Below are 21,602 nucleotides of genomic sequence, written 5' to 3' on the forward strand. Positions count from 1 at the left end.
CTCGCGGTGCCGAAGTCTGTTCCGTCGTGCCTTGAGTCCTGCCGCAATCAGGAGCGTTATTCAAGCTCCGCCACGGGAGGCCGCACTCTAGTTGGTCCCTTTGGGCATGCGCGGCTCAGTGATGAGCTTGTTGTCCTCATCGATGATCGGCACGCCGTAGTCCAAGAGGATCTTGTCGATGTCGCCCTGGCGCTTGGCGATCACGTCGTTGATCTCATGCTTCCAAGCGGTCTCGTTGGCGCGCACGCCCATCGTGATGCGATATTCGAGGCGCGGCAGGCCCGGCAGCTTTTCTTCCAGCATCGGCTGGATGCTCAGCTTCTCGCCCTCGCCGTGGTTCGCATACCAGCCGGCGTGAGGGCCCCAGAGGATTCCGACATCGATCTCGCCCGAGCGTACGTCGGCGACCATGTCCTGCATCGGGTTCTGGTAGCGGGTGTCGACGATGAACAGATAAGATTTGGCGTTGGGCATCAGCCCGGCCTTGGCGACGTAGTCAGCGGCGGGGGCGCCCGCCTGAATGCCGACCTTCTTGCCCTTGAGCTTCGGGTCCATGATGGACGTGATGCCCTCCAAGCCCGATCCGTGCTTGGTCACGAGCGCGTAGGTCGTGCGGTAATAGTGATTGGTGTTGAGCGTGAACTCGTCGGCCTGCACGGTGCCCATGATGAGGTCGCACCGCTTCTCAGAAAGCGTCTTGCGAACGAACCCCGTGCCCTGAGGGAACCAGGTGTTCTCAACGCCCTTGCGCTTGAGCTGATCGGCGACGAGCTGCGCGATCTTGTTCTCGAACCCTTCGCCCTTCTCGTTGGAGTACGGCAGGTTCGCGGGGGTTGCGCAAACGCGGAGAACATTTCTGTTCACCGCGTCTGCAAGATGTCCTTCAGCAGCCTGCGCGCCGCCCGAGGCAAGCGAGAGGCAACCGATCATCGTGGCCAGTGAGGCGCGCATTTTCATTGTTCTTGTCTCTCTCCGTTTGAAGAGGCAGCGCCGAACTGCCGGCTTTTATCAGCCGCCCGTGCAGCTCTTTTCGTATTCCTGAGCTTCCTTGGGCTTCTCGGCGCGCTGATCTGCGCTCAGGCGACCGCCCTGGAGGGCATCCGTCGAGCGAGCGCGCAGATAGATGTACAGGTCGTCGATGTAGCACATGACGTTCGGGTTATCGCCGAGGGCCGGCATGATGTACTTCGTACCGGCGACGTCGCGCTCCTGGCCGCTCGAAACGACCTGGAGGAACTTCTCGTACGTCATGTTCTTGAGCGAGTCCTTCAGGGCCGGAGCGAAGGACGAGCCTTCAGCGTTCGGGCCATGGCAGACGTGGCACTCAGCGTGATAGCGGCGCCAACCGGAGTACGTGTACCAGTCCACCTGGATGACCTGGTCCGTGTTCTCGGGATTGCGCTTGACGTCATAGGTCGGCGTGCCATCCGGAAGGACCCACTTGCCTTCCTGCAGCTTCTTGCCTTCCTGGTACTGCTTTTCGAAAGCGGGATCCGGAACCGGCGATTTGCCATCGTCCGCGGCGATTGCCGAACCAGTTGAAAGAGACGCGAGGCTCAAGCCCGCAGCAACGACAAATCCAAATCCAAACCTTTTCACTCGCTCGCCCTTTTCCTTGAACCTCTTTGCCATATCTTCCGGTTGGTCCGGACACAACTCCCAAACTGGGAAATTGGCTCTCACGATATGGTCAAAAATTCCTGCCCTGTCTTCAAAATTTGGTGACCCCCGCCGGGATCTCAAGCCCAATTGAAGATTACTTTCATGCAACAAACCGGCGCGGGTTTCCCCGCGCCGGCCTGTATTTTCTAGCCGATACCCATTAGGGCAGCGTGTAGACCGTGAACGTGCCACCGAGATCGGTGTAGGACTTCAGACCGGCATAGTTGCCGACTGCGCCCAGACCGTCCGTCGGCTTGTCAAGGCCAGCTGCGAGGCCGATGCCAGCCCAGCCACCGACGCCCGAGAAGAGGCCGATGTACTGCTTGCCGCCCTGCGCATAGGACATGACGTTGCCGATCGAGCCCGAAGGCAGACGATGCTTGAAGAGCTCAGCGCCGTCCTTCTGATCGCGGCACTTGAACCAGCCTTCCAGCGTGCCATGGCAAGCGAGACCGCCAGCCGTGGTGAGAACGCCCGACCACACAGAGAAGGGCTCGTCGTGCTGGTGAACGATCTTGCCAGCAGCGCCATCCCAAATCGTGAAGTGGCCCGTGTTCGACTTACCCTCAGGCGGGAACATCGAAAGCGTTGCACCGACGTACGGCTGGCCAGGCGTGTACGAAACCTTGAAGGGTTCGTAGTCCATGCAGACGTTGTTGATCGGCACGTAGAAGAGGTTCGTCAGCGGCGAGTAGGCAGCCGGCTGCTGATCCTTGAAGCCGAGAGCGGCAGGGCAGACGTTCTTGGAGTTGACGTCAGGCCCGTTGAGGAAGGTCGACTTCGAAGCGACGACGGTCGGACGACCGTAGTTGGGCTTCGACTTGTCCATTTCCACGCCGGTCGACCAGTTCAGGTCTTCGTCGTAGGGCTGAGCGACGAGCAGCTCACCGTTGATACGGTCGAGCGTGTAGCCGAAGCCGTTACGATCGAAGTGCGTCAGAACCTTGCGATCCTTGCCACCGATGTTCTGGGTGGTGAGGATCGACTCGTTGACGCCGTCGTAGTCCCACTCATCGAACGGGGTCATCTGGTATGCCCAGGCGGCCACGCCGGTGTCGGGGTTACGAGCGAACAGGGTCATCGACCACTTCTGGTCGATCTGCTTGCCGTCAGGTCCAGCGCGCTGTGCCGGGTTCCAGGTCGACGGGTTGCCGGTGCCGTAATAGAAGAGGTTGGCTTCAGGATCGTAAGAGGCATAGCCCCAGGTCGAACCGCCACCGATCTTCCACTGGTCGCCGGTCCAGGTCTTCAGCGAAGAGTCCTTGCCGACGGGCTTGCCGAGCGACAGGGTCTTCTCAGGATCGACCAGGATGTCAGCGTCCGGGCCCATCGAGTAAGCGCGCCATGCACGCTTGCCGTCGGCCAGGTTGTAAGCCGTCACGTGGCAGCGAACGCCGAACTCGGCGCCCGAGGTACCCATGATGACCTTGTCGTTGATGATGATGACGAAGCCCGTGTGGGTCTCGCCCTTCTTGGGATCGCCGTTCACGGCCTTCCACTTCTCTTTGCCCGTCTTTGCGTCGAGGGCTACGAGGGTGGTGTCAGCCTGACCGAGGATCAGGGTGTCGCCAGCAATCTGAACGCCACGGTTGACCGTGTCGCAGCACATTACGGGGATGACCGACGGATCCTGCTTCGGCGAGTACTTCCAGAGGATCTTCGGGCCCGCCGGGTCCGAGATGTCCAGAGCGAACACGTTGTTCGGGAACGCGGAGTTGAGATACATCCGGTCGCCGATGACGAGCGGCGAGCCTTCGTGACCACGAAGAACGCCGGTCGAGAACTGCCAAGCAACCTTGAGGTCCTTGACGTTCGACGTGTTGATTTGGTCAAGTTCCGAGTAACGCCAGCCGGCATACTGGCCCTGCTGCATTGCCCAGTTATTCGGGTCAGACGTCGCCTTCTTGACGTCATCGTTCGCCCAGGTGGGCGAAGTCAGAGCGACAGTTGCGAGCAACCCGCATGCGAGTGCACTTCTGCGCATCGCGCTTCCTCCTTAAAGATCTTGCCACGCTTGCAAGCGGCAGCGAACGACAGCGTGTCACAGCCCATTTCACGGTTTAGTTGGGATTTTTCCCTTGTTATTCCGCTGACTTACGAGATGAAGGCGCTGCACTGAAGCGCCTTCGGAAGCCATCGCTACCGTGCGACCCTTTTAGACACTTTCTCGTGAGGTCCGCAAGACAATCCGTGAGACGTTTTTTCTTGCAACACCTTTAGGACAAGCATTCTGACCCAAAAAATCGCCCATTTCATTGGGGTTTTTTGCGTTGCAGCGAAATTTGTTGCGTCGCACGCCTAATTTTTTGATTGGCAAGCTGGCTTGTGGTCCCATTGATTTAGTATTTGACATATGCATAATATTTGCCCCCTCATTGATTTTTTCGCCTAAGGATCGTTCCCTCAGCGGGGGCTTTCGGCGCCTTTTTGACCGGGATTCACCCCGGTTTTCCCTTTGCCGAACGCTTTGCGACTCCCTAAATCTCTCAGAAGACTACGGCCCTTGGGCCAGGAAGGACCGGCAAATGAGCGGGAATGACGGGCGGATGCTCGATCGTCGGATGGCAATCAGGTTGTCTGCCGCGGCCGCCCTCGTCGCGGGCCTGTTTCGAACGGGCACAGCGTGGTCCGAGACGCCGGCCCCGGACGCGCCGTTCGCCACCGAGATCGCCCCCGGCGTCTACGCTCACAAGGGGCACGTCGCGCTCTACAATCCCGGCAACGAGGGCGACATCTCGAACGCGAGCTTCGTCGTGGGACGCGACAGCGTCGCCGTGATCGACACCGGCGGCAGCGCGCGCGTCGGCGCGCATCTGCATCAGGCCATTCGATCCGTGACGCAGCTTCCGATCCGATACGTGATCAACACCCACATGCACCCCGACCACGTGTTCGGAAACGCCGCTTTCGAGGCCGACCAGCCGGCATTCGTCGCCCATCACAAGATGGCGCGCGGGCTTTCGGCGCGCGCCGAGCGCTACATCGCCGTCAACAAGGAGGCGATCGGAGAGGAGGCGTTCGCGGGTACGAAGATCGTGCTGCCGACGCTGCCCGTTCAAGAGACGATGAAGCTCGATCTCGGCGACCGCGAGATCGTGCTCGAGCCGCAGAAAACGGCGCACACCGACAACGACCTGATCGTGCGCGACAGCCGCACGGGCACCGCCTTCCTCGGCGACCTCCTGTTCTCGGAGCACGTGCCGACGCTCGATGGGTCGATCGTCGGATGGGCAGCGGTGCTCGATACGCTCTCGGCCACGCCCGCCCAGCGCGTCGTGCCCGGCCACGGCCCGCCATCGATGGCGTGGCCCGATGCAGCCAAGCCGATCCGGCACTACATTCAGATCTTAACCGACGAAATCCGCGTATTGCTGAAAGACGATCGCACACTCACGGATGCCGTCGCGGTGGTTGGGCGCTCGGAAAAAGATGCGTGGCAACTGTTCGACGACTATCATGCGCGGAATGTTTCGGCCGCGTTTGCGGAACTGGAGTGGGAGTAAACCCCACTCGATGTGTGGCATTGCACGGCGCTGAAAGCGCCAAACTACTGCGAAAGGCGCTGAATGCGCCAAACTGGGCAAGGCGCAGCAAGCGCCGAACTGGAGGACGAAATGATCCACGTTGAACGCAGAAGCGTGAAAGTTGTGGCGGCCCTCGCGATGGCCTTCGCCGTCGCCGCGGGCGGGTGGATCAGCGCCAACGCAGCCGACGCGGACGAAGACATCTGGCCGGCTTTGCAGAAGGATCTCTTCGGCGATCGTGCGGTCGTAGAAGATCCGGCGGCAGTGGTGCTCGAGGCTCCCTACCGGGCCGAGGACGCCGCGCTCGTTCCTCTCGTCGTGCGCATTCCGGCCGCCGTCGCCAGCTCGGTCAAGAAGCTCTCGCTCGTGATCGACAAGAACCCCGCGCCGCTCGTTGCGGACTTCACGTTCGGGCCCGCCGCGGGCAAGGGCGAGCGGACGCTCGAGACGCGCGTGCGCGTCGACATGTATTCCAACGTTCGCGCCATCGTCGAAACGGAGGATGGCACGCTGCACATGGCGACCAAGTTCGTGAAGGCGGCGGGCGGCTGCTCGGCACCGGCGCTGAAGGATACGGACGCTGCGCTTGCTGACGCCGGAAAGATGCAGATCAAGCTCCTGGCAGACGGCGGCGGGCAGCGCGAAGCGCAGCTCAAGATCCGCCATCCGCAGTACTCGGGCCTCCAGCTCAACCAGGCCACCGGCTATTACATCCCCGCGAAGTTCCTGCGCGTAATCGACGTGCAGCGCGGCGGCGATCGGGTCTTCCGCATGGAAGGCGGCATTTCGCTGTCGGAGAACCCGAACATCCGCTTCACCTACGCGGGCGGCAGCGACGAGACGCTGAAGGTCGTGGCGGAAGATACGGACGGGCGCACGTTCACGGGCACGGCAGCGCCCAAGGGCTCCTGATCACGAAGCCTGTAACGGTCATTAAAAAGGGCGCCCATAGCGGCGCCCTTTTTGTTATCTGCAATCGTCGTTGCCCACCGGTGCATCGCACGCGCGTCAGCGCCCGGCCGTCGATGCTCGACGGCTCGATCGCCTGACGCCTCGCGCCGCGATCAGAAGCAGCGAATCTCGCCTTCCACCTGGGCGCGCTTCAGGTTCTCGACCTTGGCGCGATAGGCAGGAGCGTACATGTAGGCCACGCTCTCGCCGCCGCGCTGGCGAACGGACATGACCGTCTCGGCCTCTTCGTATTCCTTGTACGGCAGCGACGCGGCGATCACGTCAATCGAGCAGGCGCACTTGTCGAGCACATCGCGCGACTGGCCGTTCACGAGCATGCAGCCGTAGATGTAGTCGCCGCGCACGTTGGTCGGGTAGTCGTTGACCAAAGCCTGCGTGATGTCCGTGGTCTTGGTCGCACATTCCTCACCGATGGCGGCCGCGCCGAGCGCGACCAGCACAGCGCCTGCCGTCAGAAGCACGGCCGGAAAACGTCCTGTCTTCATTTCGCATCTCCCATGCCAACGACTTTCACATGCTCGCGCAGCTCGGGGCCCGCGGCCTGAGTGCTCACGAAGTCCGACTTCAGATCAACGAAGTAACCGGGCACCTGGTTGCTCACGACGATCGTGAAGGTGCTCTTGTGGAAGCCCTGCATCTTCTGCGAGCTCGGATCCTCGGCGAAGGGCGTGATGTGCAGCTTGAGGGCGTCGACCTGTTTGCCGTCGTAGTCGACCTTGATCTCTTCGACCTTCGCGGCGCCCAGCGCCTCGCGGATCTTGTGCTTGAGGTACATCTGGCTTCCGCCTGCGAGGGAATTGAACGTCCCCACGGCGCGATCGAGGTACCAGATGAACAGCGGGTTGATGGTCAGGTCGGGCCAGTTCTGCGGATCGCGAGCGTTGTCGCCCGTGAACACTTTGAAGATGACCTGACGTGCGCCCTTGGCGTCCACGTCGGCCACGCCGAGGCGCAGGTCGTCGGCGAAGTTCTTGCCCACCAGGCGCTCATCTGAGCCGGTCTTTTCAAAGCGGTAGGTGACTTCCTTGCCCTTGTCGATGAGGTCGAGCTGGCGGGATTCAAACAGGATCGGGACGGCGGACTTCTCCTCGGAAGCCTGCGCGACGGCCGGAAACAGGGCCAAACACGCCATGGCCCACGCACGTATCGAGATCGTCATTGGAACACTTTCCTCCTTGAGTGCGCCGGTTTCCGGCTGCCTCTTGGGAAGACTTCTAGCGCCAGCCGCCGTGCCGGAGCAATCGCCGCAACATGAATTCTCGGCAAGGGAGGCCGCAGCCAGGGGCTTTGGGAGGCCAGATGGCCGGAATCAGGGGCGCAGAAAGCGGCCAAAGGCCCGGGGACCCCGGCCGACGGCGATCTGGGACGTCACGGCCAGAGTTGCCGTATCAATTCGTTCCAGGCGGTCGGCGTCCCAGCAGGCCACATAGACGACCTTACCGGACGGATCGGCCTCGATGCCCTCAGGGTACTCGCCAACTTCGATGACCTTGACCACCGCCAGCGTCGCCAGATCGAACACCGTCACGCTGGCCGAGTGCTGGTCTGTCACGAAGGCGCGCCCGCCCGCCAGGGCCACGGCATAGGGCCGGTGACCGACCTTCACCGTGCCGACGACCTTGCCTTGGGCGAGATCGATGACGCTGACGTCGTCGCTGCCGACGTTGGCCGTGTAGGCGCGCGCCCCCGCCGCGTCGACGGTCACGCCAAAGGGGCGCTCGCCGACCGCCACAACGGCCGTACGGCGCAACGTGGCCGCATCGATGACGGACACCTCGTTGCTGTCGCGGTCGGCGGTCAAAATGGTTTTGCCGTCAGCCGTCACGGCGATGCCCGACGGCGACTTGCCGACCTCGACGGTGCCCGCGATTTTTCCGGCCGCCGCATCGACGACGAAGAGCTTGTGCTCGTACCAGTCGGCCACATAGACGACGCCGCTCACGGGATTGACCGCGATCCCGAGCGGCCCCTGCCCGACATGCAGCCGGGAGGCGACCTTGCGCGCCTCGGCGTCGACGACGACGAGTTCCTTGCTTTCGGGCGATGTCAGGTAGGCGGTGCGGCCGTCAGGGGAGAGAGCGATGCCCGCCGGCTTGCCGCCGATCTTGATTTCTGGGGCAGCCACGCCGGCTGCGAGATCGACGACCGACAGGGAATCTCCGGTCTGATTGGTGACGAAGGCTTCCCGCGCCGCTTTCGGCTCATCCGCAAGCGGCGCGGGCGTGGCAATCGTCAGGGCAGGCACCAGCGCCAAAGCCGCGACGGCGAGGCGCGCGCGCACGGCGCGTCGCTCAACCGCCGTTGTCCGGCCGGCACCTCGCATCAGCCGCCTTCCAGCTTCTTCTTCAGAGCCGCGAGACCGGACTGAAAGACGCCGGTGATGGCCTTGACGGCGGCTTCATCCGACAGCTCCGGCGGCGGGTCGTTGTTCACGTAGCCGCGGTAGAACGCGGACTTCCATTCGACCGTCGACTTGTCGCCATTAGGCGTGACCGTCATGCTGGCCGAATAGTTGGTGACCGGCACGACCTTAACGTCGACCTCGGTGATCTCGTAGGCGAGCGTCTTGCCTTCGGCGTTGTACTTGGTCAGCTTCTCGAAAACCTGTCCGCCGCCTTCGACCGTCAGGATGCGCGTGGCGCCGACATCATTGCCGCCCTTGCCTTCCGTCTTGATGAAGGCGGGGTGCCAGCTCATGTCCTGGAAATTGCCGACGACTGCCCAGACCTTGTCGGCCGGCAAATTGATCTCAACCGTCTCGACAACCTTCTGCCGGCTCGGCCCGTGCGCCGATGCAGCCATCGGCCACACGCAGGCAAACGCCAGCAAAGAAGCAAACAATCTAACCATCAGTCTTCCTCCGCGGGATTTCGTCGCTAGCAGGCTATCTCAAGCCGGCGCCGGACATTAATGGGCTCAAGGGTTGCGCGCAATCTCAGCGCAGCGGCATAATACGCAGCGCGTCAGTCAACGATGTTGTTTTATACTTAAGTCCATGCTTTTGTTCGCCGCCAAATCAAATCACGAGACCCGATCAAAATGACGAATTGGACCCAAGCCAAGGGCCCGGGCGACAGCCCGAAGTCCAACGCGATTACTGATGTCGCCTGCCCATTCTGCGGTCTCGTGTGTGACGACCTCGAAATGGCCCGCGACGAGACCGGGCTCAAGGTCACGAAGAACGGGTGCGAGAAGGCCGTCGCGGGCTTCGAGCGCAACGTCAACGGCGCCAAGCCGCAGATCGAAGGCCGCGACGTGGATCTCGAAACGGCGATGCGCGCCGCGACCGATCTCATCGGCGCTTCGAAGCTGCCGCTCTACGGCGGTCTCGGCACAGACGTGGACGGCATCCGGGCCGTGATGGCGCTCGCCGACAAGACCGGCGGCGTTGTCGATCACGCGCTGTCGGAGGGACAGTACCGGAACTTCCGCGTGCTCCAGACGCGCGGCTGGGTCATGTCGACGCTCACGGAAGCACGCAACCGCGCCGACGTCTTCATCATCGTCGGCAGCGACCTCCACAAGCTTCATCCGCGCTTCTTCGAGCGCATCGTCAACGTGGAAACGTCGCTTCTCACCGAGCAGCCGGCCAAGCGCACGGTGGTGTTCATCGGCAAGGGGCTCGACCAGTCGGCGGTCAAGGGGCCGCGCATCGGCAACATCATCACGCTGCCTTGCGAATTGAACCGCGTGGGCGAAATCATCGCCGCGCTTGCAGCCGAGGTGCGCGGCGCGCCGATCGGCGGCGACAACGTGGCGGGCGTTCCGATCGCGGATGTGCGCGCGCTCGCGGAGCTGTGCCAGAAGGCCGCCTATCCGGTGTTCGCCTGGGCGCCTCCAAGCCTCGCCTTCGACAATGCCGACCTCGTCGTCAGCATGGTCTCGGATCTCGTGAAGGATCTGAACGTCAAGGGCCGGGCCGCGGGCCTCGCGCTCGGCGGCAACGAAGGAGCGATCTCGGCCGGCGCCGTCTCGTCCTGGCAGAGCGGTTATCCGCTGCGCATGAGCTTCGCCAGCGGCAAGCCGGACTACGATGCGCTGCGCTACGCCATTCCGAACATGCTTGCGACCGGACAGGGCGACCTCTTGGTTTGGATCGCGTCGTTCAGCCCGGATCTCGGCCCGCCCGCGACGAAGATTCCGTCCATCGTGTTCGGCACACCGGGCCTCAAGCTCGCACAGACGCCGTCGGTCTATATCCCGATCGGCACGCCGGGCGCGGACCATGGCGGGCGCATCATCCGCGTCGACAACGTCGTCAGCCTGCCGCTGCGCAATCTGGGACGCTCGAGCCTGCCCAGCGCGGCCAATCTGCTCGGCGCCATCGAACTTGCCCTTTAAGTTTGGCCCTCTCAATCATGTGGTGCTTGCTCTCCGACAACCGCTTCGCTTCCACTCGAAGCACCAAGCCCGCCTCAAGGACCTAAAGACATGCTGATCAAGTTCACCGGCGGAACCGTCTACGACCCCATGAACGGCGTGAACGGCGAAGTGCGGGACATCTACGCCAAGGACGGGCGCATCGTTGCCGCGCCGCAGCCGGGCACGAAGATCGACGCCGAATATTCGCTCAGCGGGCGGGTCGTGATGGCGGGCGCCATCGATCCGCACAGCCACATCGGCGGCGGCAAGGTCACCATCGGGCGCATGCTGCTGCCCGAGGATCACATGGGCCACGAAGTGGCGCGCACCGATCTCACGCGGTCGGGCTGCGGACACGCCGTGCCTTCCACGATGACGACCGGCTATCGCTACGCGGAGATGGGCTACACGGCCGCGTTCGAGCCGGCGATGCTGCCCGCCAACGCGCGCCAGGCGCACCTCGAGATGGGCGATACGCCCATGATCGACAAGGGCGCGTTCGTGATGCTCGGCAACGACGACTTCTTCCTGCGCTCGCTCGCCGAGAAGAAGGATTTCTCGTTCATCAAGGACTACATCGCCTGGACGATGCATGCCTCGCAGGCGCTGGCGGTCAAGATCGTGAACCCGGGCGGCATCAGCGCCTTCAAGTTCAACCAGCGCCAGATGGACCTCGACGAGAAGCACGTTCATTACGGCTTCACCCCGCGCGAGATCATCCTGACGCTTGCGCGCGGCCTCAAGGAGCTCGGCGTCCCGCATCCGATCCACATTCACGGCTGCAACCTCGGCACGCCGGGCAGCCTGCATTCGACGCTCGCGACCATTCGCGGCTCGGAAGGCCTGCCGATCCATCTCACGCACATCCAGTTCCACAGCTACGGCACCGAAGGGGACATGAAGTTCTCGTCGGGCGCGCCGCAGATCGCGGAGCTCGTCAACCAGTACAAGAACGTCTCGATCGACATCGGCCAGATCATGTTCGGCCAGACGTGCACGGCCTCCGGCGACAGCATGCGCCAGTACGGCAATACGAAGTCCGCCAACCCGAAGAAGTGGGTGGTGATGGACATCGAGTGCGATAACGGCTGCGGCGTCGTGCCGATGAAGTATCGCGACAAGAGCTACGTCAACGCGCTGCAGTGGGCGATCGGCCTCGAGCTATTTCTGCTCGTCAACGATCCGTGGCGCATCTTCCTCACGACGGACCATCCGAACGGCGCGCCGTTCTACTACTATCCGCACCTCATCCGCCTGCTCATGGACCGCACGTTCCGCAACGAGATGCTGGAGAAGCTGCACCCGCAAGCGCAGGCGGCAACGATCCTGAAGTCGCTCGACCGCGAGTACTCGCTCTACGAAATCGCGATCATGACGCGGGCGGGCCCGGCCAAGAGCCTCGGCCTGCGCGACCGCGGCCATCTCGGCACCGGCGCGATCGCCGACATCACCGTCTATGCGGACGACACCGACCGCGAGGCCATGTTCAAGACGCCGCTGTTCGTGTTCAAGGCGGGCGAGCAGATCGTGCGCAACGGCCGCGTCGTCAAAGTCGTCTCGGGCGCGACGCACGTCGCGCGCCCCGAATACGACCGTGCGATCGAAAAGCCGCTCCGCGAGTACTTCGATCGCTACCACACCGTGAAGCTCGATAACTTCCGCCTCTCCGACCAGGAGATCGTCGAAAGCAATTGCGGCCACACCGGTGGGGAATGCGGTTGCGTCATCGTGCAGCCGTGCGGACCAAGGATCTAATTATGAGCGGCAAGACAATAAACGGCATCGCGATCGACGATACGTTCGCCGAGGCGTTCGGAATGAGCGCGCTCGGACTCGTGATCACGGCGGACAGCCTGAAGTGGGCGATGATTTCGGCCCAGGTGATGACGGGCTTCGGCACCTCCGTCATCGGCTGCGGCGCGGAATGCGGTATCGATCGCGCGCTTTCGCCCGACGAGACGCCCGACGGGCGGCCCGGCGTGCGCGTGCTGATGTTCGGCTTCTCGCCGGATTCGCTCGTGCCGCAACTTCGCAACCGCGTCGGCCAGTGCGTCCTCACGAGCCCGGGCTCGGCCTGCTACAACGGCCTCGACAGCCCGACCACGCTCGGCCTCGCGGCCGGCCCGCGCTTCTTCGGCGACGGCTGGCAGACGGCCAAGAAGCTCGGCGACCGCCGCTTCTGGCGTGTACCCACAATGGACGGCGAGTTCGTGATCGAAGACAAGTGCGGACTGACAACCGACGCCGTTGGCGGCGGCAACCTCCTGATCCTCGGGCGCGATCGCGCGGGCCTGCTCGAAGCGACCGAAGCGGCCGTCGAGGCCATCAACAAACTCGACGACGTGATCACGCCGTTCCCGGGCGGCATCGTGCGCTCGGGCTCGAAGGTCGGATCGAAGTACAAGGGCGCCGTTGCCTCCACGAACGACGCGTTCTGCCCCACGCTCAAGGGCGCGGTGGCGACGGAGTGCAGCCCGGACACCATCGCGGTGCTCGAAATCGTGATCGACGGCCTGACCTCCAAGTCCGTCGCCGAGGCCATGCGGGTCGGCCTCAAGGCACTGATCGACGTCGGCGCCGCGAAGGGCGTGACGCGCGTTTCCGCCGGCAACTACGGCGGCAAGCTCGGCCAGCATCACTATCACCTGAAGGATCTGCTGCCATGAGCACGCTCAACTTCAAGCTTCGGCAAGCGCCTGTAGCCACCGTCGATCTCTCGGCGCTCATTCCTGCGAAGCTCGCGGGACTGTCGACGGGCGATATCGAGGAGCTGCCGCTCGGCGCGCTCAAGGTCGCTGACCTCTTCGACGTTTCGGGAACGCTCGGCGACGCCATCGTGATTTCCGGCGGATCGCCGCTGCTCGACTATGTGGGCGCGGGGCTCGACGGCGGATCGATCACGGTCGAGGGTCCGGTTGGTGCCTATGCCGGGCGTGGCATGCGCAGCGGGCGGCTCGACATCCGCGGCGATGCGGGGGCCTATCTCGCGTCCAACGCGCGCGGCGGCATCATCCATGTCACGGGATCGGCCGGAAGTTTTGCGGGCGGTGCGCGGCCTGGAGACAAGTTCGGCATGCTCGGCGGCACGGTCGTCGTCGAGGGCGATGTCGGCGAGCGCGCGGGTGAACGCATGCGGCGCGGCACGATCATCGCGCGCGGCAAGTTCGGCGCGGCGGCGGGCTCGCGCATGGTGGGCGGTACGCTCTGGACGGAGACCGGCTTCGGCCCGCGTCCCGGCCCTCTGCTGCGGCGCGGCACGCTCATCGGACCCAAGGTGGACGACATGCTGCCGACGTTTGCCGACTGTGGACGCGTCGATCCGGTGGTGCTGCGGATTCTGTCGCGCTCCGTCGCGCAGACGCTGGGGGCGCTGGCGCCGAAGGCGCTTCCCATCATCGTGCACAAGTTCGCGGGCGATCAAGCCACGATCGGCAAAGGCGAAATTCTTCTGACAGGCTGACCGGCCGCTGCGGCGCGGCCTTCTGGCGGGGCTTGCGGGCCCCGCCCTCGCCCGCTTTTTGGGGCATTTCTTGCGGAGCCGGTAAAACCGGCAGCCGAGTTGGCACGTATCTTCTCCTGAATTGTGACATCATCCCGTGGAGCCATGGCTCTGAACGGGGGCTCGAGACGGCCGACATTGGCCTGATCGGGACCTCGTTGGGCTCATGCGGGGCAAGAGGGAGAAACTGCCAGATGCTCAGTATTATTCTTTCAGCGTGTCTCGTGGCCGACCCTGGCCAGTGCCGGGACTTCAAAATCCCGCTCGACGTCAACATGGACGCCCAGCACTGCACGATGGCCGCGCCGCCCTACTTCGCCCAATGGGCGGAAGACCATCCGCAGTGGAGCATCCGGCGCTGGAAGTGCCAGCCGACGGGTCTCAACGACACCTGATTGTTGCCACTTCGCACTTCAGTGCGGCTGCGTCTGCACAGCCGGTTGCGGTGCCGGGTGGGGAGCGTTGGCGTATTTCTGGATCGCGATGATTGCGCCGAGCGCTACGATCATGACGATGGCGGTGACGGCGATGGCCGGAATCGACGTTCGCGTCTGGACCGGGACTTTCCTGATTTCGATCTCCTCTTCCATGTCGGTCCTCCAACGTTCGCGTTGAAACGCGGGGAGGGTTGGCGAAGTTCCGGATGTAGCAGAGTTTGCACGTCAACGCTCGGCGCGCGCTTCCTTCCGGGGCGGAAAGCCGCCGCTGATCTCGATCATGAATTTCTGGCGAATGGCGCGGCCGAAATCACCGAATCCGTTGGCGGGCAGAATGAACGAGCCCGGGCCGCCCATGACGTTCTCGCGGTACCACTGCTCGAGGACCGGACCCTCGTCTCCTTCGAGGATGGGAAGCCCGTTGACGGTCACGCCCGATGCGGCCAGCTCGTCGCGAACTGCACCCGGCGGCTGATCGGGGTTGCAGTTCTCTCGCCCGTCGCCCGATACGTCGACGATGATGCGCAAGGCCTTGGCCGGAATCTGGGGCACCACCTTGTCCGAGATCGAGCGCAGCATCCCCGACACGCACGTAAACTCGCCCGTCTGCTGCGGCATTGCCCTCACCTTCGCTGCAACCGCCGCGGCGTCGGCTGCGCTCGCGATGCGCTGCCACGGGAGCGAGAGGCGCGGCTTGTCCGCCCAGGTGACCATGGCGAGGAGAATGCCGCCTTGGGGGCCGTTCAGGATCGCCTTCAGCACCTCCGGGTCTTCCAGAGCCTTGGCTATCCCCTCCATCTGCAGCCTGTAGCGATGCTCGTCGACCGAGTTCGACACGTCCACGGAGACGATCAGTGCGGTGTCGACCTCGGCGGGCATGTCCGGCGCCTGGGCGAAGGATCCGCCGCCGGCCGCAACGAGGAAGCATGCCGCGAGACCCAGCGCAGCGCCCCATGCACGTGACTTCATTGTTTTTGCTCTTTCGTCATGATCCTCGTGCGGCAATCTTAGCCTTGCCGGGGGGCGGCTTGCCAGAGTTTCAGGCTCCGATGGCGTGGAAAGCCCATTGTTCCATGTTGTCGGGCCTCCGTGTTGCCGGAGAAGCACGTGCGGTGGGCTTCCCGCCTCGCACGGTTGCAAACGCTCGCTGCCACAAGTACCGTTTCCGCGCCTTACTGGCATTTTTCACCGGCCACCGCTTTCAAAGCATCCCGAGCATCCCCTTGTTCAATCGCAGGCGTATCACCGCTGTTCTGCTGATCGTGCTGGCGATGCGCGCGCTGCTGCCGACTGGGTTCATGCTGCAGGCTGCCAACGCCGCGGACGGATCGTTCGAAATCGTGATCTGCACGAGTGGCGGCACGAAGGTGGTGACGGTGGACGCCGACGGAGCCCCGCTCCCGGCCACCAAGCACTATTCCGATCACGGCCTTTGCGCGTTTGCGGCTGCCGGCGCTGCCGCCGTCGTGACCGATGGACCGGTCGCGCTCGTCCACGCGGCACACTATGCGGCCACGACGTACACGCTCGCGGTTGCACTGTTTGCAGAAACTCCCAAACCCGGGGCGACGTCCGCCCGCGGGCCGCCCTCCTCGCTGATCTGACACGCTCGCGTTCGCGCGAGCAGTCGCTGTGGCTTTGCGTCGGTTGCTCTCTCTGGAGTGCGCGCAGGCTGCCCGTTTCAGACCAGTTGGGATCTTTCACATGTTCGCTTCACCACGCCTGCCGCTGTTCAACCGGCCCTTTTCGCATCGTGCCACTCTGCTCGCAGGGACCGCTGCAACGGCCCTTCTGACCCTTCTCGCCATGCCGTCGCTTGCACAAGAGAGCGCGAAGCCCGCAACCGAGCTTCCCCCGATCAGCGTCACCACCACATCGCAGGCCAAGGCGGGCCCGAAGAAGAAGAAGGCAGCGCCGGCCGTATCGTCGCCCGCGCCGGTCGCGCCGCCCGCCGCCACGGCCAGCCAAAGCGACCCGTCCGCCATTCCGGCACCGGGCACACGATCGGGAAGCCTGACGGTTCCGACGGCCGCCGAGGCGAAGGCAGACATTCAGCTCGCGCCGGGCGGCGTCGATCTCGTTCCGTCCAGCGCATACGCCAAGTCGACGCCGGCCACGACGATCAAGGATGCGCTCGACTATGTGCCGGGCGTGTTCGTGCAGCCGAAGTGGGGTGAGGATTCGCGCGTCTCCATCCGTGGCTCGGGCCTGTCGCGCAATTTCCATTTGCGCGGCCTGCAGCTCTACATGGACGGCATTCCGATCAACACTGCCGACGGCTACGGCGATTTCCAGGAGATCGACCCGAGCGTCTATCGCTACATCGAGGTCTACAAGGGCGGCAACGCGCTCCGGTTCGGTGCGAACTCGATGGGCGGCGCCATCAACTTCGTCATGCCGACGGGCTACGATTCCGATCTGTTCGGCGCGCGCATCGATGTGGGCAGCTTCGGGTTCCACAAGCTGTCGGTAAGCTCAGGCGGCGTCTCCGGCGCGGCGGACTACTTCATCGCGGGCACGTGGCTCGAGCAAGACGGTTTCCGCGATCACAGCGACGGCGAAAGCGTGCGCGGCGTGATGAACGTCGGCTACCGGCTGACTGAGAACGTCGAGACGCGGTTCTACCTCAACGCCAACAACGTCGATCAGCGCATTCCAGGAAGCGTGACGCGCGATGCCGCGCTCAACGATCCCAAGACGGCGGCGCCGAACAACGTGAACCACAACTGGCAACGCAACATCGACACGGTGCGCATCGCCAACAAAACGACGATGCGGATCGACCCGGGCACGATGCTGGAACTGGGCGTGTTTAACGTCGACCGGCACCTGATGCATCCGATCTTCCAGTGGCTCGACTACCGGTACGACGACTACGGCGGCTTTGCGCGCATCACGAACGAGAGCCGGATCGGCGGCTTCGCGAACCGGTTGATCGCGGGCGTCAACCTGCACTACGGCGAAATCGACACGAAGCAGTACGACAACGTCGGCGGACAGAAAGGCCTGCTACGCGCGAACTCAGACGATGAGGCCGGAAACGTTTCCGCCTATTTTGAAAACCACTTCTACGTCATGCCGGACGTCGCCTTGGTCGGCGGCGTGCAGTTCCTGCATGCGACGCGCGACCGCAAGGATTTCTTCTTGTCCGATGGCGACGGCAGTGGATCCACGGAGTTCAACCTGTGGAGCCCGAAGGCCGGCATCGCGTGGGACGTGGATCGGGCCTGGCAGGTGTTCGGCAACGTTTCGCGCAGCGCCGAAGTGCCGAGCTTCGGCGAAAGCGTGTCGGGACCTCCGTTCCTTGGCCTGCCGACAATTCCGTTCACCGATATCCGCGCCCAGCGCGCCACGACCTATGAGATCGGTACGCGAGGCTCGCGGCCGAACTACACCTGGGACGTTGCCGCCTATCGCGCCGAGATCGACAACGAGCTGATGTGCTTCTACAGCGCCTTTGGCAACTGCAACGTGTCGAACGCCGACAAGACCATTCATCAAGGGCTGGAGCTGGGCTTCGGCGTCGCCGTGCTGCAATCGATGTTCGCGGACGGGCCGACGCCGGACAAGCTGTGGCTCAACACCGCCTACACGCTCAACGACTTCCAGTTCGACAACGATGCGACCTTCGGCAACAACGAGCTTCCGGGCGCGCCGCGTCATTTCCTGAGGGCGGAGCTGCTCTACAAGCATCCGAGCGGCGTCTATGTCGGGCCCAACGTCGAGTGGGTGCCTGAAGCGTACTATGTCGACAGCGCCAATACGCTCGAGACCGCCGCCTATGCGATCTGGGGCGCGAAAATCGGCTTCGACAATGGCGGGCCCATCAGCGCCTACATCGAGGGGCGCAACCTATCGGACGAGGCCTACATCGCCAGCGCCAGCATCATCGATCGCGCGAACCCGAACTCGACCCTGTTCGAGCCCGGCACGGGGCGTGCGATCTATGGCGGCGTGCAGGTGAAGTGGTGAGCCGGATGAAAGCACCCCATGGTGCTTTCGGCCTTCGCCGCAGCGAGGCGTTGTCTGCAGGGAGGTGGATGGCGCTCATTTGCGCCCTCTGCCTGCCCGGTGCGGCACTCGCTCAGGCGAACACCCAGGATGATGCCAGAGCGATACGCGCGCTGATCGGCGCGACCTGGGATCGCCCCGATAGCAAAGTCGAGACCAATCCGGTCGTCATCTCCGGCCAGCATGCGGTGGCGAGCTGGACGCAGGGCGACCGTGGCGGGCGCGCCCTTCTGAAGCGGGACGGCGCGCATTGGAAAGTCGTACTCTGCAGCGGCGATCCACTCACGCGCGCGGTCTCCCTGGTCGAAACCGGCGTGCCGGGGCCCGATGCCGATGTCATCGCCCGGCGTATCGCCGATGAAGAAGCCCGCACGCCCGCAGACCGGCGCGCGAAGTTCTCCCTATTCGAAGGCACGGTGATGGGAGACGCACCCGCGCACCATCACGATCACAGCCCCCATCCCTGACCGAGGTATCTGCTCATGACATTCTCATCGAAATTCGCGGTGCTTGCCGCGGCGTCATTCACGGCTCTGGCCGTGGCACCAGCCGGCGCGCATGTCGGCCTGGAAAAGCCCGAGACCGAGCGCGGCAAGTCCTACAAGGCCGTTCTCAAGGTGCCGCACGGCTGCGACGGCAGCGCGACGCATACCGTGCGCGTCGACATCCCCGAGGGCTTCATCGGGGTCAAGCCGATGCCGAAGGCGGGCTGGACGATCAAGACCAAAAGCGGTGCGTACGCGCGCTCCTACGGCTACTACCACGGTCCCCTGGCCGAAGGCGTGACGCAGGTCGAGTGGTCCGGTGGCTCGCTGCCCGACGCGTATTACGACGAGTTCGTCGCGGCCGGCTATGTCGCCAAGGAGCTCGAAGCCGACGCGCTCTACTTCAAGGTCGTGCAGGTGTGCGACAAGGGCGAGCTCAACTGGGTCGACGTGCCTGCCACGGGCGTCGATGCGCACGATCTCGCAGCACCCGCCGCCGTACTTCGGATCGCGGGCGGCACGGCGCATGCGGGCGACGAGCACGATCACAGCAAGCATCAGCATGGCGCAGCGGATACGTCCGGCGCGGGCAAGGCCGGCACGGCGACCGCAGGGTCGCTCACGATTGAAGGCGCCTGGACGCGTGCCACGGCGGAAGGCGCCAAAGTCGCCGCAGGCTACCTCACGCTCCGCAACGCCGGCAGCGCGGCCGACACGCTCGTCTCGGTTTCAACGCCTGCAGCCGAGCGCGGCGAGGTTCACGACATGAGCATGTCCGACGACGGCGTCATGCGCATGCGCCACCTTGCCGACGGGATCGAGATTCCGGCGGGCGGCGCGATCGAGCTGAAGCCCGGCGGCACGCATCTGATGTTCATGGGTCTCAAGGACCGCCTCGTCGAGGGCGGTACGGTGCCGGTGACGCTGACCTTCAAGAGCGGAGCGTCGATGACGGTCACGCTGCCAGTCAAGGCGCTCGGCGCGTCGAGCGGCAGCGGACATGGCCAAGACAAAAGCAATGACCACAGCCACCACTAAGCGGGCTGCGGTCGCGTCTTCTGGGATGTGAGGAAAAGCGGATGGAGCGTTCGCCGCGAGCGGCGGATGCTACTCCCGTGTCATCGCTTCCTTGATGCCGGTGTCGTTGCCCCTCCAGCGCGCAACCGCTCTGCGGCGACGCTCGAGTTCGTCCGTCCAGGGAAAGCGGATGGAGGCGGGGATATCGCATCCGTTGATCGCGCGCTCTCTCAGAGAGAGGTAAGCTGCAGTCGATGTCTTGTTGCTAAGAGCGGCTGAGTTTTCCATGAGGCGAGCACTCCTTACGCTTCATTTTCTCAGTTGCCGGGGCGACAACTCTCCACGTTGCGCCCGGTTCCCCCGTTTGATGTTGTCGCCGACAATCTATCCGGCTCGTGCAAAGCTCCTGACGTCTCGTCTGGTGCTCCCCGTGGCAGACTTAGTAGTTCGCGCGTGAGGCGGCAAAGAGGCAATTGTCCCCGCGCGCATCACAACATTGTCATGCGCGATCATTGGTTTGGCACTGCAAAAACGGTGATGTCGCGATGCAGCATCCGATCAACGCATCACTTCAAACGTCCTCAAGCGCAGGGACTTACAGGAGATCAAGATGACAGGTTTCGCACGTCTCTTGCGCGATGGTGGCGGTGAGCTGGACGCCTGGGGCCCGATGCCGAAAGACGATTTGGTCGCAGGCATCGGGCAGCAGCACGGCCGCATCTGGCTTGACGATCCCGCGACGGGCTTGCTGGTCGGCGTATGGCATTGCACGCCGATGACGGGCCGCATGGATGCATGGTCGACGAATGAGGTGATGGTTCTCCTCGAGGGCGCCGTCACGATCGATCACGCGGACGGGTCATCGCTCACGTTCACGCAGGGCGACGCATTCTTCATTCCGAAAGGCACGGTCTGCTCCTGGCGCCAGGAGGGCGATCTCAAGAAGTTCTTCGTCATCCATTCCGACGCGTCCGGGTTGGCCGCGGCCGATGCGACGAAGCTCAAGGCGCGCAAAATCGATTTCGGCGCGCCGCGCGCGCCTGCCGAGGGGCCGCCTGCGAACCTTCTGATCGGGGCTGCCCCGGTCTGTCACGAAGACGTCGTGTTCACGGATCTGACGGGGCAGCTCACCGCAGGCGTCTGGGCGGCCACGCCCTACACGCGCAAGCCGGTCGCGTCCGCACGCCACGAGCTGATGCATGTGATCGAAGGCGAGATGACACTGTCGGACGGAAACGGGCGGGAAGAGACGTTCGTGGCGGGCGACACATGCTTCGTGCCCAAGGATGCCATCGCCGGCTGGTCGAGCGCGGTGCCGGTGCGCAAGGTGTTCGCGAGCTTCACGCCCAGCGCGTGAAGGGGCCACAAATCAAAACGGCGGCCGCTTCCGCGACCGCCGCTCGATTACCAAAGCTGATCGACTTAGATCAGGTCGATCTCAGCCGGCAGATACGAGGTAACCTCGAGGCCGACTTCCTGCTCGCGAACCGAGGGCTTCATCCAGGTCTTCATGGCGCGTCTCCTTTGTTGGAGGCGGGATATCGGTCCCGCCCATTTATGATGCTGAAGCTACAGGCCCGCGCGGCGTCCGGCCAATTGCATTTTCCGTGACCGCTCATCAGCTACCCTGATG

23 protein-coding genes are annotated in these 21,602 nt (G+C 63.7%); 12 read left to right on the plus strand and 11 right to left on the minus strand.

Translation table 11 applies throughout. From position 1 onward, the window contains the following. Positions 1–87 precede the first annotated feature (87 nt). From K2Y42_RS03275 to K2Y42_RS03285, 3 genes are all read right to left on the minus strand, one after another. Positions 88–951: a substrate-binding domain-containing protein gene (locus K2Y42_RS03275; protein WP_291148400.1), complete on the minus strand. Its 864-nt coding sequence runs from the start codon at positions 949–951 to the stop codon at positions 88–90. 57 nt (positions 952–1,008) lie between these two features. After that, positions 1,009–1,632, minus strand: coding sequence for a c-type cytochrome, methanol metabolism-related (locus K2Y42_RS03280; RefSeq protein ID WP_291148409.1), 624 nt, complete (start codon positions 1,630–1,632; stop codon positions 1,009–1,011). A gap of 190 nt (positions 1,633–1,822) precedes the next feature. Further along, on the minus strand, positions 1,823–3,646 hold the full coding sequence (locus K2Y42_RS03285; protein WP_291148411.1) for a PQQ-dependent dehydrogenase, methanol/ethanol family: 1,824 nt from the start codon (positions 3,644–3,646) through the stop codon (positions 1,823–1,825). Between the two features lie 541 nt (positions 3,647–4,187). On the opposite strand from K2Y42_RS03285, the gene K2Y42_RS03290 reads away from it, so the two are divergent. Then, positions 4,188–5,165: a quinoprotein relay system zinc metallohydrolase 2 gene (locus tag K2Y42_RS03290; protein WP_291148412.1), complete on the plus strand. Its 978-nt coding sequence runs from the start codon at positions 4,188–4,190 to the stop codon at positions 5,163–5,165. A 111-nt stretch (positions 5,166–5,276) separates the two neighbouring features. Next, a complete protein-coding gene (locus K2Y42_RS03295; RefSeq protein WP_291148414.1) occupies positions 5,277–6,098 on the plus strand; it encodes a quinoprotein dehydrogenase-associated SoxYZ-like carrier in 822 nt (273 codons plus the stop codon). Positions 6,099–6,250: 152 nt separating this feature from the next. Here the strand turns inward: K2Y42_RS03295 and K2Y42_RS03300 are convergent, their stop codons facing one another. The 4 genes from K2Y42_RS03300 to K2Y42_RS03315 all read right to left on the minus strand — a co-directional run bounded on the left by K2Y42_RS03300 (position 6,251) and on the right by K2Y42_RS03315 (position 9,008). Then, positions 6,251–6,643 (minus strand): hypothetical protein, encoded by a 393-nt coding sequence (locus tag K2Y42_RS03300; protein ID WP_291148416.1) that lies wholly within the window; start codon positions 6,641–6,643, stop codon positions 6,251–6,253. Next, a complete protein-coding gene (locus K2Y42_RS03305) occupies positions 6,640–7,317 on the minus strand; it encodes a hypothetical protein (RefSeq protein ID WP_291148418.1) in 678 nt (225 codons plus the stop codon). The genes K2Y42_RS03300 and K2Y42_RS03305 overlap by 4 nt, the downstream gene beginning before the upstream one ends. Before the next feature lie 150 nt (positions 7,318–7,467). Next, positions 7,468–8,481: a YncE family protein gene (locus K2Y42_RS03310; RefSeq protein WP_291148420.1), complete on the minus strand. Its 1,014-nt coding sequence runs from the start codon at positions 8,479–8,481 to the stop codon at positions 7,468–7,470. Then, a complete protein-coding gene (locus K2Y42_RS03315; RefSeq protein ID WP_291148422.1) occupies positions 8,481–9,008 on the minus strand; it encodes an SRPBCC family protein in 528 nt (175 codons plus the stop codon). Before K2Y42_RS03315 ends, K2Y42_RS03310 begins: the two co-directional genes overlap by 1 nt. A 189-nt stretch (positions 9,009–9,197) precedes the next feature. Between K2Y42_RS03315 and K2Y42_RS03320 the strand changes: the two genes are divergently transcribed. From K2Y42_RS03320 to K2Y42_RS03340, 5 genes are all read left to right on the plus strand, one after another. Further along, a complete protein-coding gene (locus K2Y42_RS03320) occupies positions 9,198–10,499 on the plus strand; it encodes a formylmethanofuran dehydrogenase (protein ID WP_291148424.1) in 1,302 nt (433 codons plus the stop codon). A gap of 90 nt (positions 10,500–10,589) precedes the next feature. Continuing rightward, a complete protein-coding gene (locus tag K2Y42_RS03325) occupies positions 10,590–12,275 on the plus strand; it encodes a formylmethanofuran dehydrogenase subunit A (protein WP_291148429.1) in 1,686 nt (561 codons plus the stop codon). Between the two features lie 2 nt (positions 12,276–12,277). Continuing rightward, on the plus strand, positions 12,278–13,186 hold the full coding sequence (fhcD, locus tag K2Y42_RS03330) for a formylmethanofuran--tetrahydromethanopterin N-formyltransferase (protein WP_291148434.1): 909 nt from the start codon (positions 12,278–12,280) through the stop codon (positions 13,184–13,186). Continuing rightward, the gene (locus K2Y42_RS03335; RefSeq protein ID WP_291148437.1) at positions 13,183–13,980 is read left to right on the plus strand and encodes a formylmethanofuran dehydrogenase subunit C; all 798 of its coding nucleotides are present in this window, start codon (positions 13,183–13,185) and stop codon (positions 13,978–13,980) included. Before fhcD ends, K2Y42_RS03335 begins: the two co-directional genes overlap by 4 nt. Positions 13,981–14,213: 233 nt before the next feature. Beyond that, the gene (locus K2Y42_RS03340) at positions 14,214–14,414 is read left to right on the plus strand and encodes a hypothetical protein (protein WP_291148440.1); all 201 of its coding nucleotides are present in this window, start codon (positions 14,214–14,216) and stop codon (positions 14,412–14,414) included. Between the two features lie 18 nt (positions 14,415–14,432). On the opposite strand, the gene K2Y42_RS03345 is transcribed toward K2Y42_RS03340, so the two are convergent. Next, entirely contained in the window at positions 14,433–14,609 is a 177-nt protein-coding gene (locus K2Y42_RS03345) for a hypothetical protein (protein ID WP_291148443.1), read from the minus strand. 72 nt (positions 14,610–14,681) lie between these two features. Next, a complete protein-coding gene (locus tag K2Y42_RS03350) occupies positions 14,682–15,425 on the minus strand; it encodes a DUF1194 domain-containing protein (RefSeq protein ID WP_291148446.1) in 744 nt (247 codons plus the stop codon). Between the two features lie 254 nt (positions 15,426–15,679). Here K2Y42_RS03350 and K2Y42_RS03355 point away from each other — a divergent pair, with 254 nt between their 5' ends. From K2Y42_RS03355 to K2Y42_RS03370, 4 genes are all read left to right on the plus strand, one after another. Further along, complete coding sequence (locus tag K2Y42_RS03355) at positions 15,680–16,060, plus strand: DUF2946 family protein (protein WP_291148448.1); 381 nt, start codon at positions 15,680–15,682, stop codon at positions 16,058–16,060. A gap of 202 nt (positions 16,061–16,262) precedes the next feature. After that, complete coding sequence (locus K2Y42_RS03360; RefSeq protein ID WP_291150171.1) at positions 16,263–18,428, plus strand: TonB-dependent receptor; 2,166 nt, start codon at positions 16,263–16,265, stop codon at positions 18,426–18,428. 68 nt (positions 18,429–18,496) lie between these two features. Next, on the plus strand, positions 18,497–18,934 hold the full coding sequence (locus K2Y42_RS03365) for a copper uptake system-associated protein (protein WP_291148450.1): 438 nt from the start codon (positions 18,497–18,499) through the stop codon (positions 18,932–18,934). Between the two features lie 15 nt (positions 18,935–18,949). Beyond that, complete coding sequence (locus K2Y42_RS03370) at positions 18,950–19,990, plus strand: DUF1775 domain-containing protein (RefSeq protein WP_291148451.1); 1,041 nt, start codon at positions 18,950–18,952, stop codon at positions 19,988–19,990. Positions 19,991–20,059: 69 nt separating this feature from the next. Here the strand turns inward: K2Y42_RS03370 and K2Y42_RS03375 are convergent, their stop codons facing one another. After that, positions 20,060–20,257: a hypothetical protein gene (locus tag K2Y42_RS03375; protein ID WP_291148453.1), complete on the minus strand. Its 198-nt coding sequence runs from the start codon at positions 20,255–20,257 to the stop codon at positions 20,060–20,062. 322 nt (positions 20,258–20,579) lie between these two features. Here K2Y42_RS03375 and K2Y42_RS03380 point away from each other — a divergent pair, with 322 nt between their 5' ends. Beyond that, complete coding sequence (locus K2Y42_RS03380) at positions 20,580–21,326, plus strand: cupin domain-containing protein (protein WP_291148455.1); 747 nt, start codon at positions 20,580–20,582, stop codon at positions 21,324–21,326. A gap of 65 nt (positions 21,327–21,391) precedes the next feature. Here the strand turns inward: K2Y42_RS03380 and pqqA are convergent, their stop codons facing one another. Beyond that, a complete protein-coding gene (gene pqqA / locus K2Y42_RS03385; RefSeq protein WP_020086227.1) occupies positions 21,392–21,481 on the minus strand; it encodes a pyrroloquinoline quinone precursor peptide PqqA in 90 nt (29 codons plus the stop codon). Positions 21,482–21,602: the final 121 nt, after the last annotated feature.

The organism is Hyphomicrobium sp. (assembly GCF_019744875.1).
Lineage (GTDB): Bacteria > Pseudomonadota > Alphaproteobacteria > Rhizobiales > Hyphomicrobiaceae > Hyphomicrobium_C.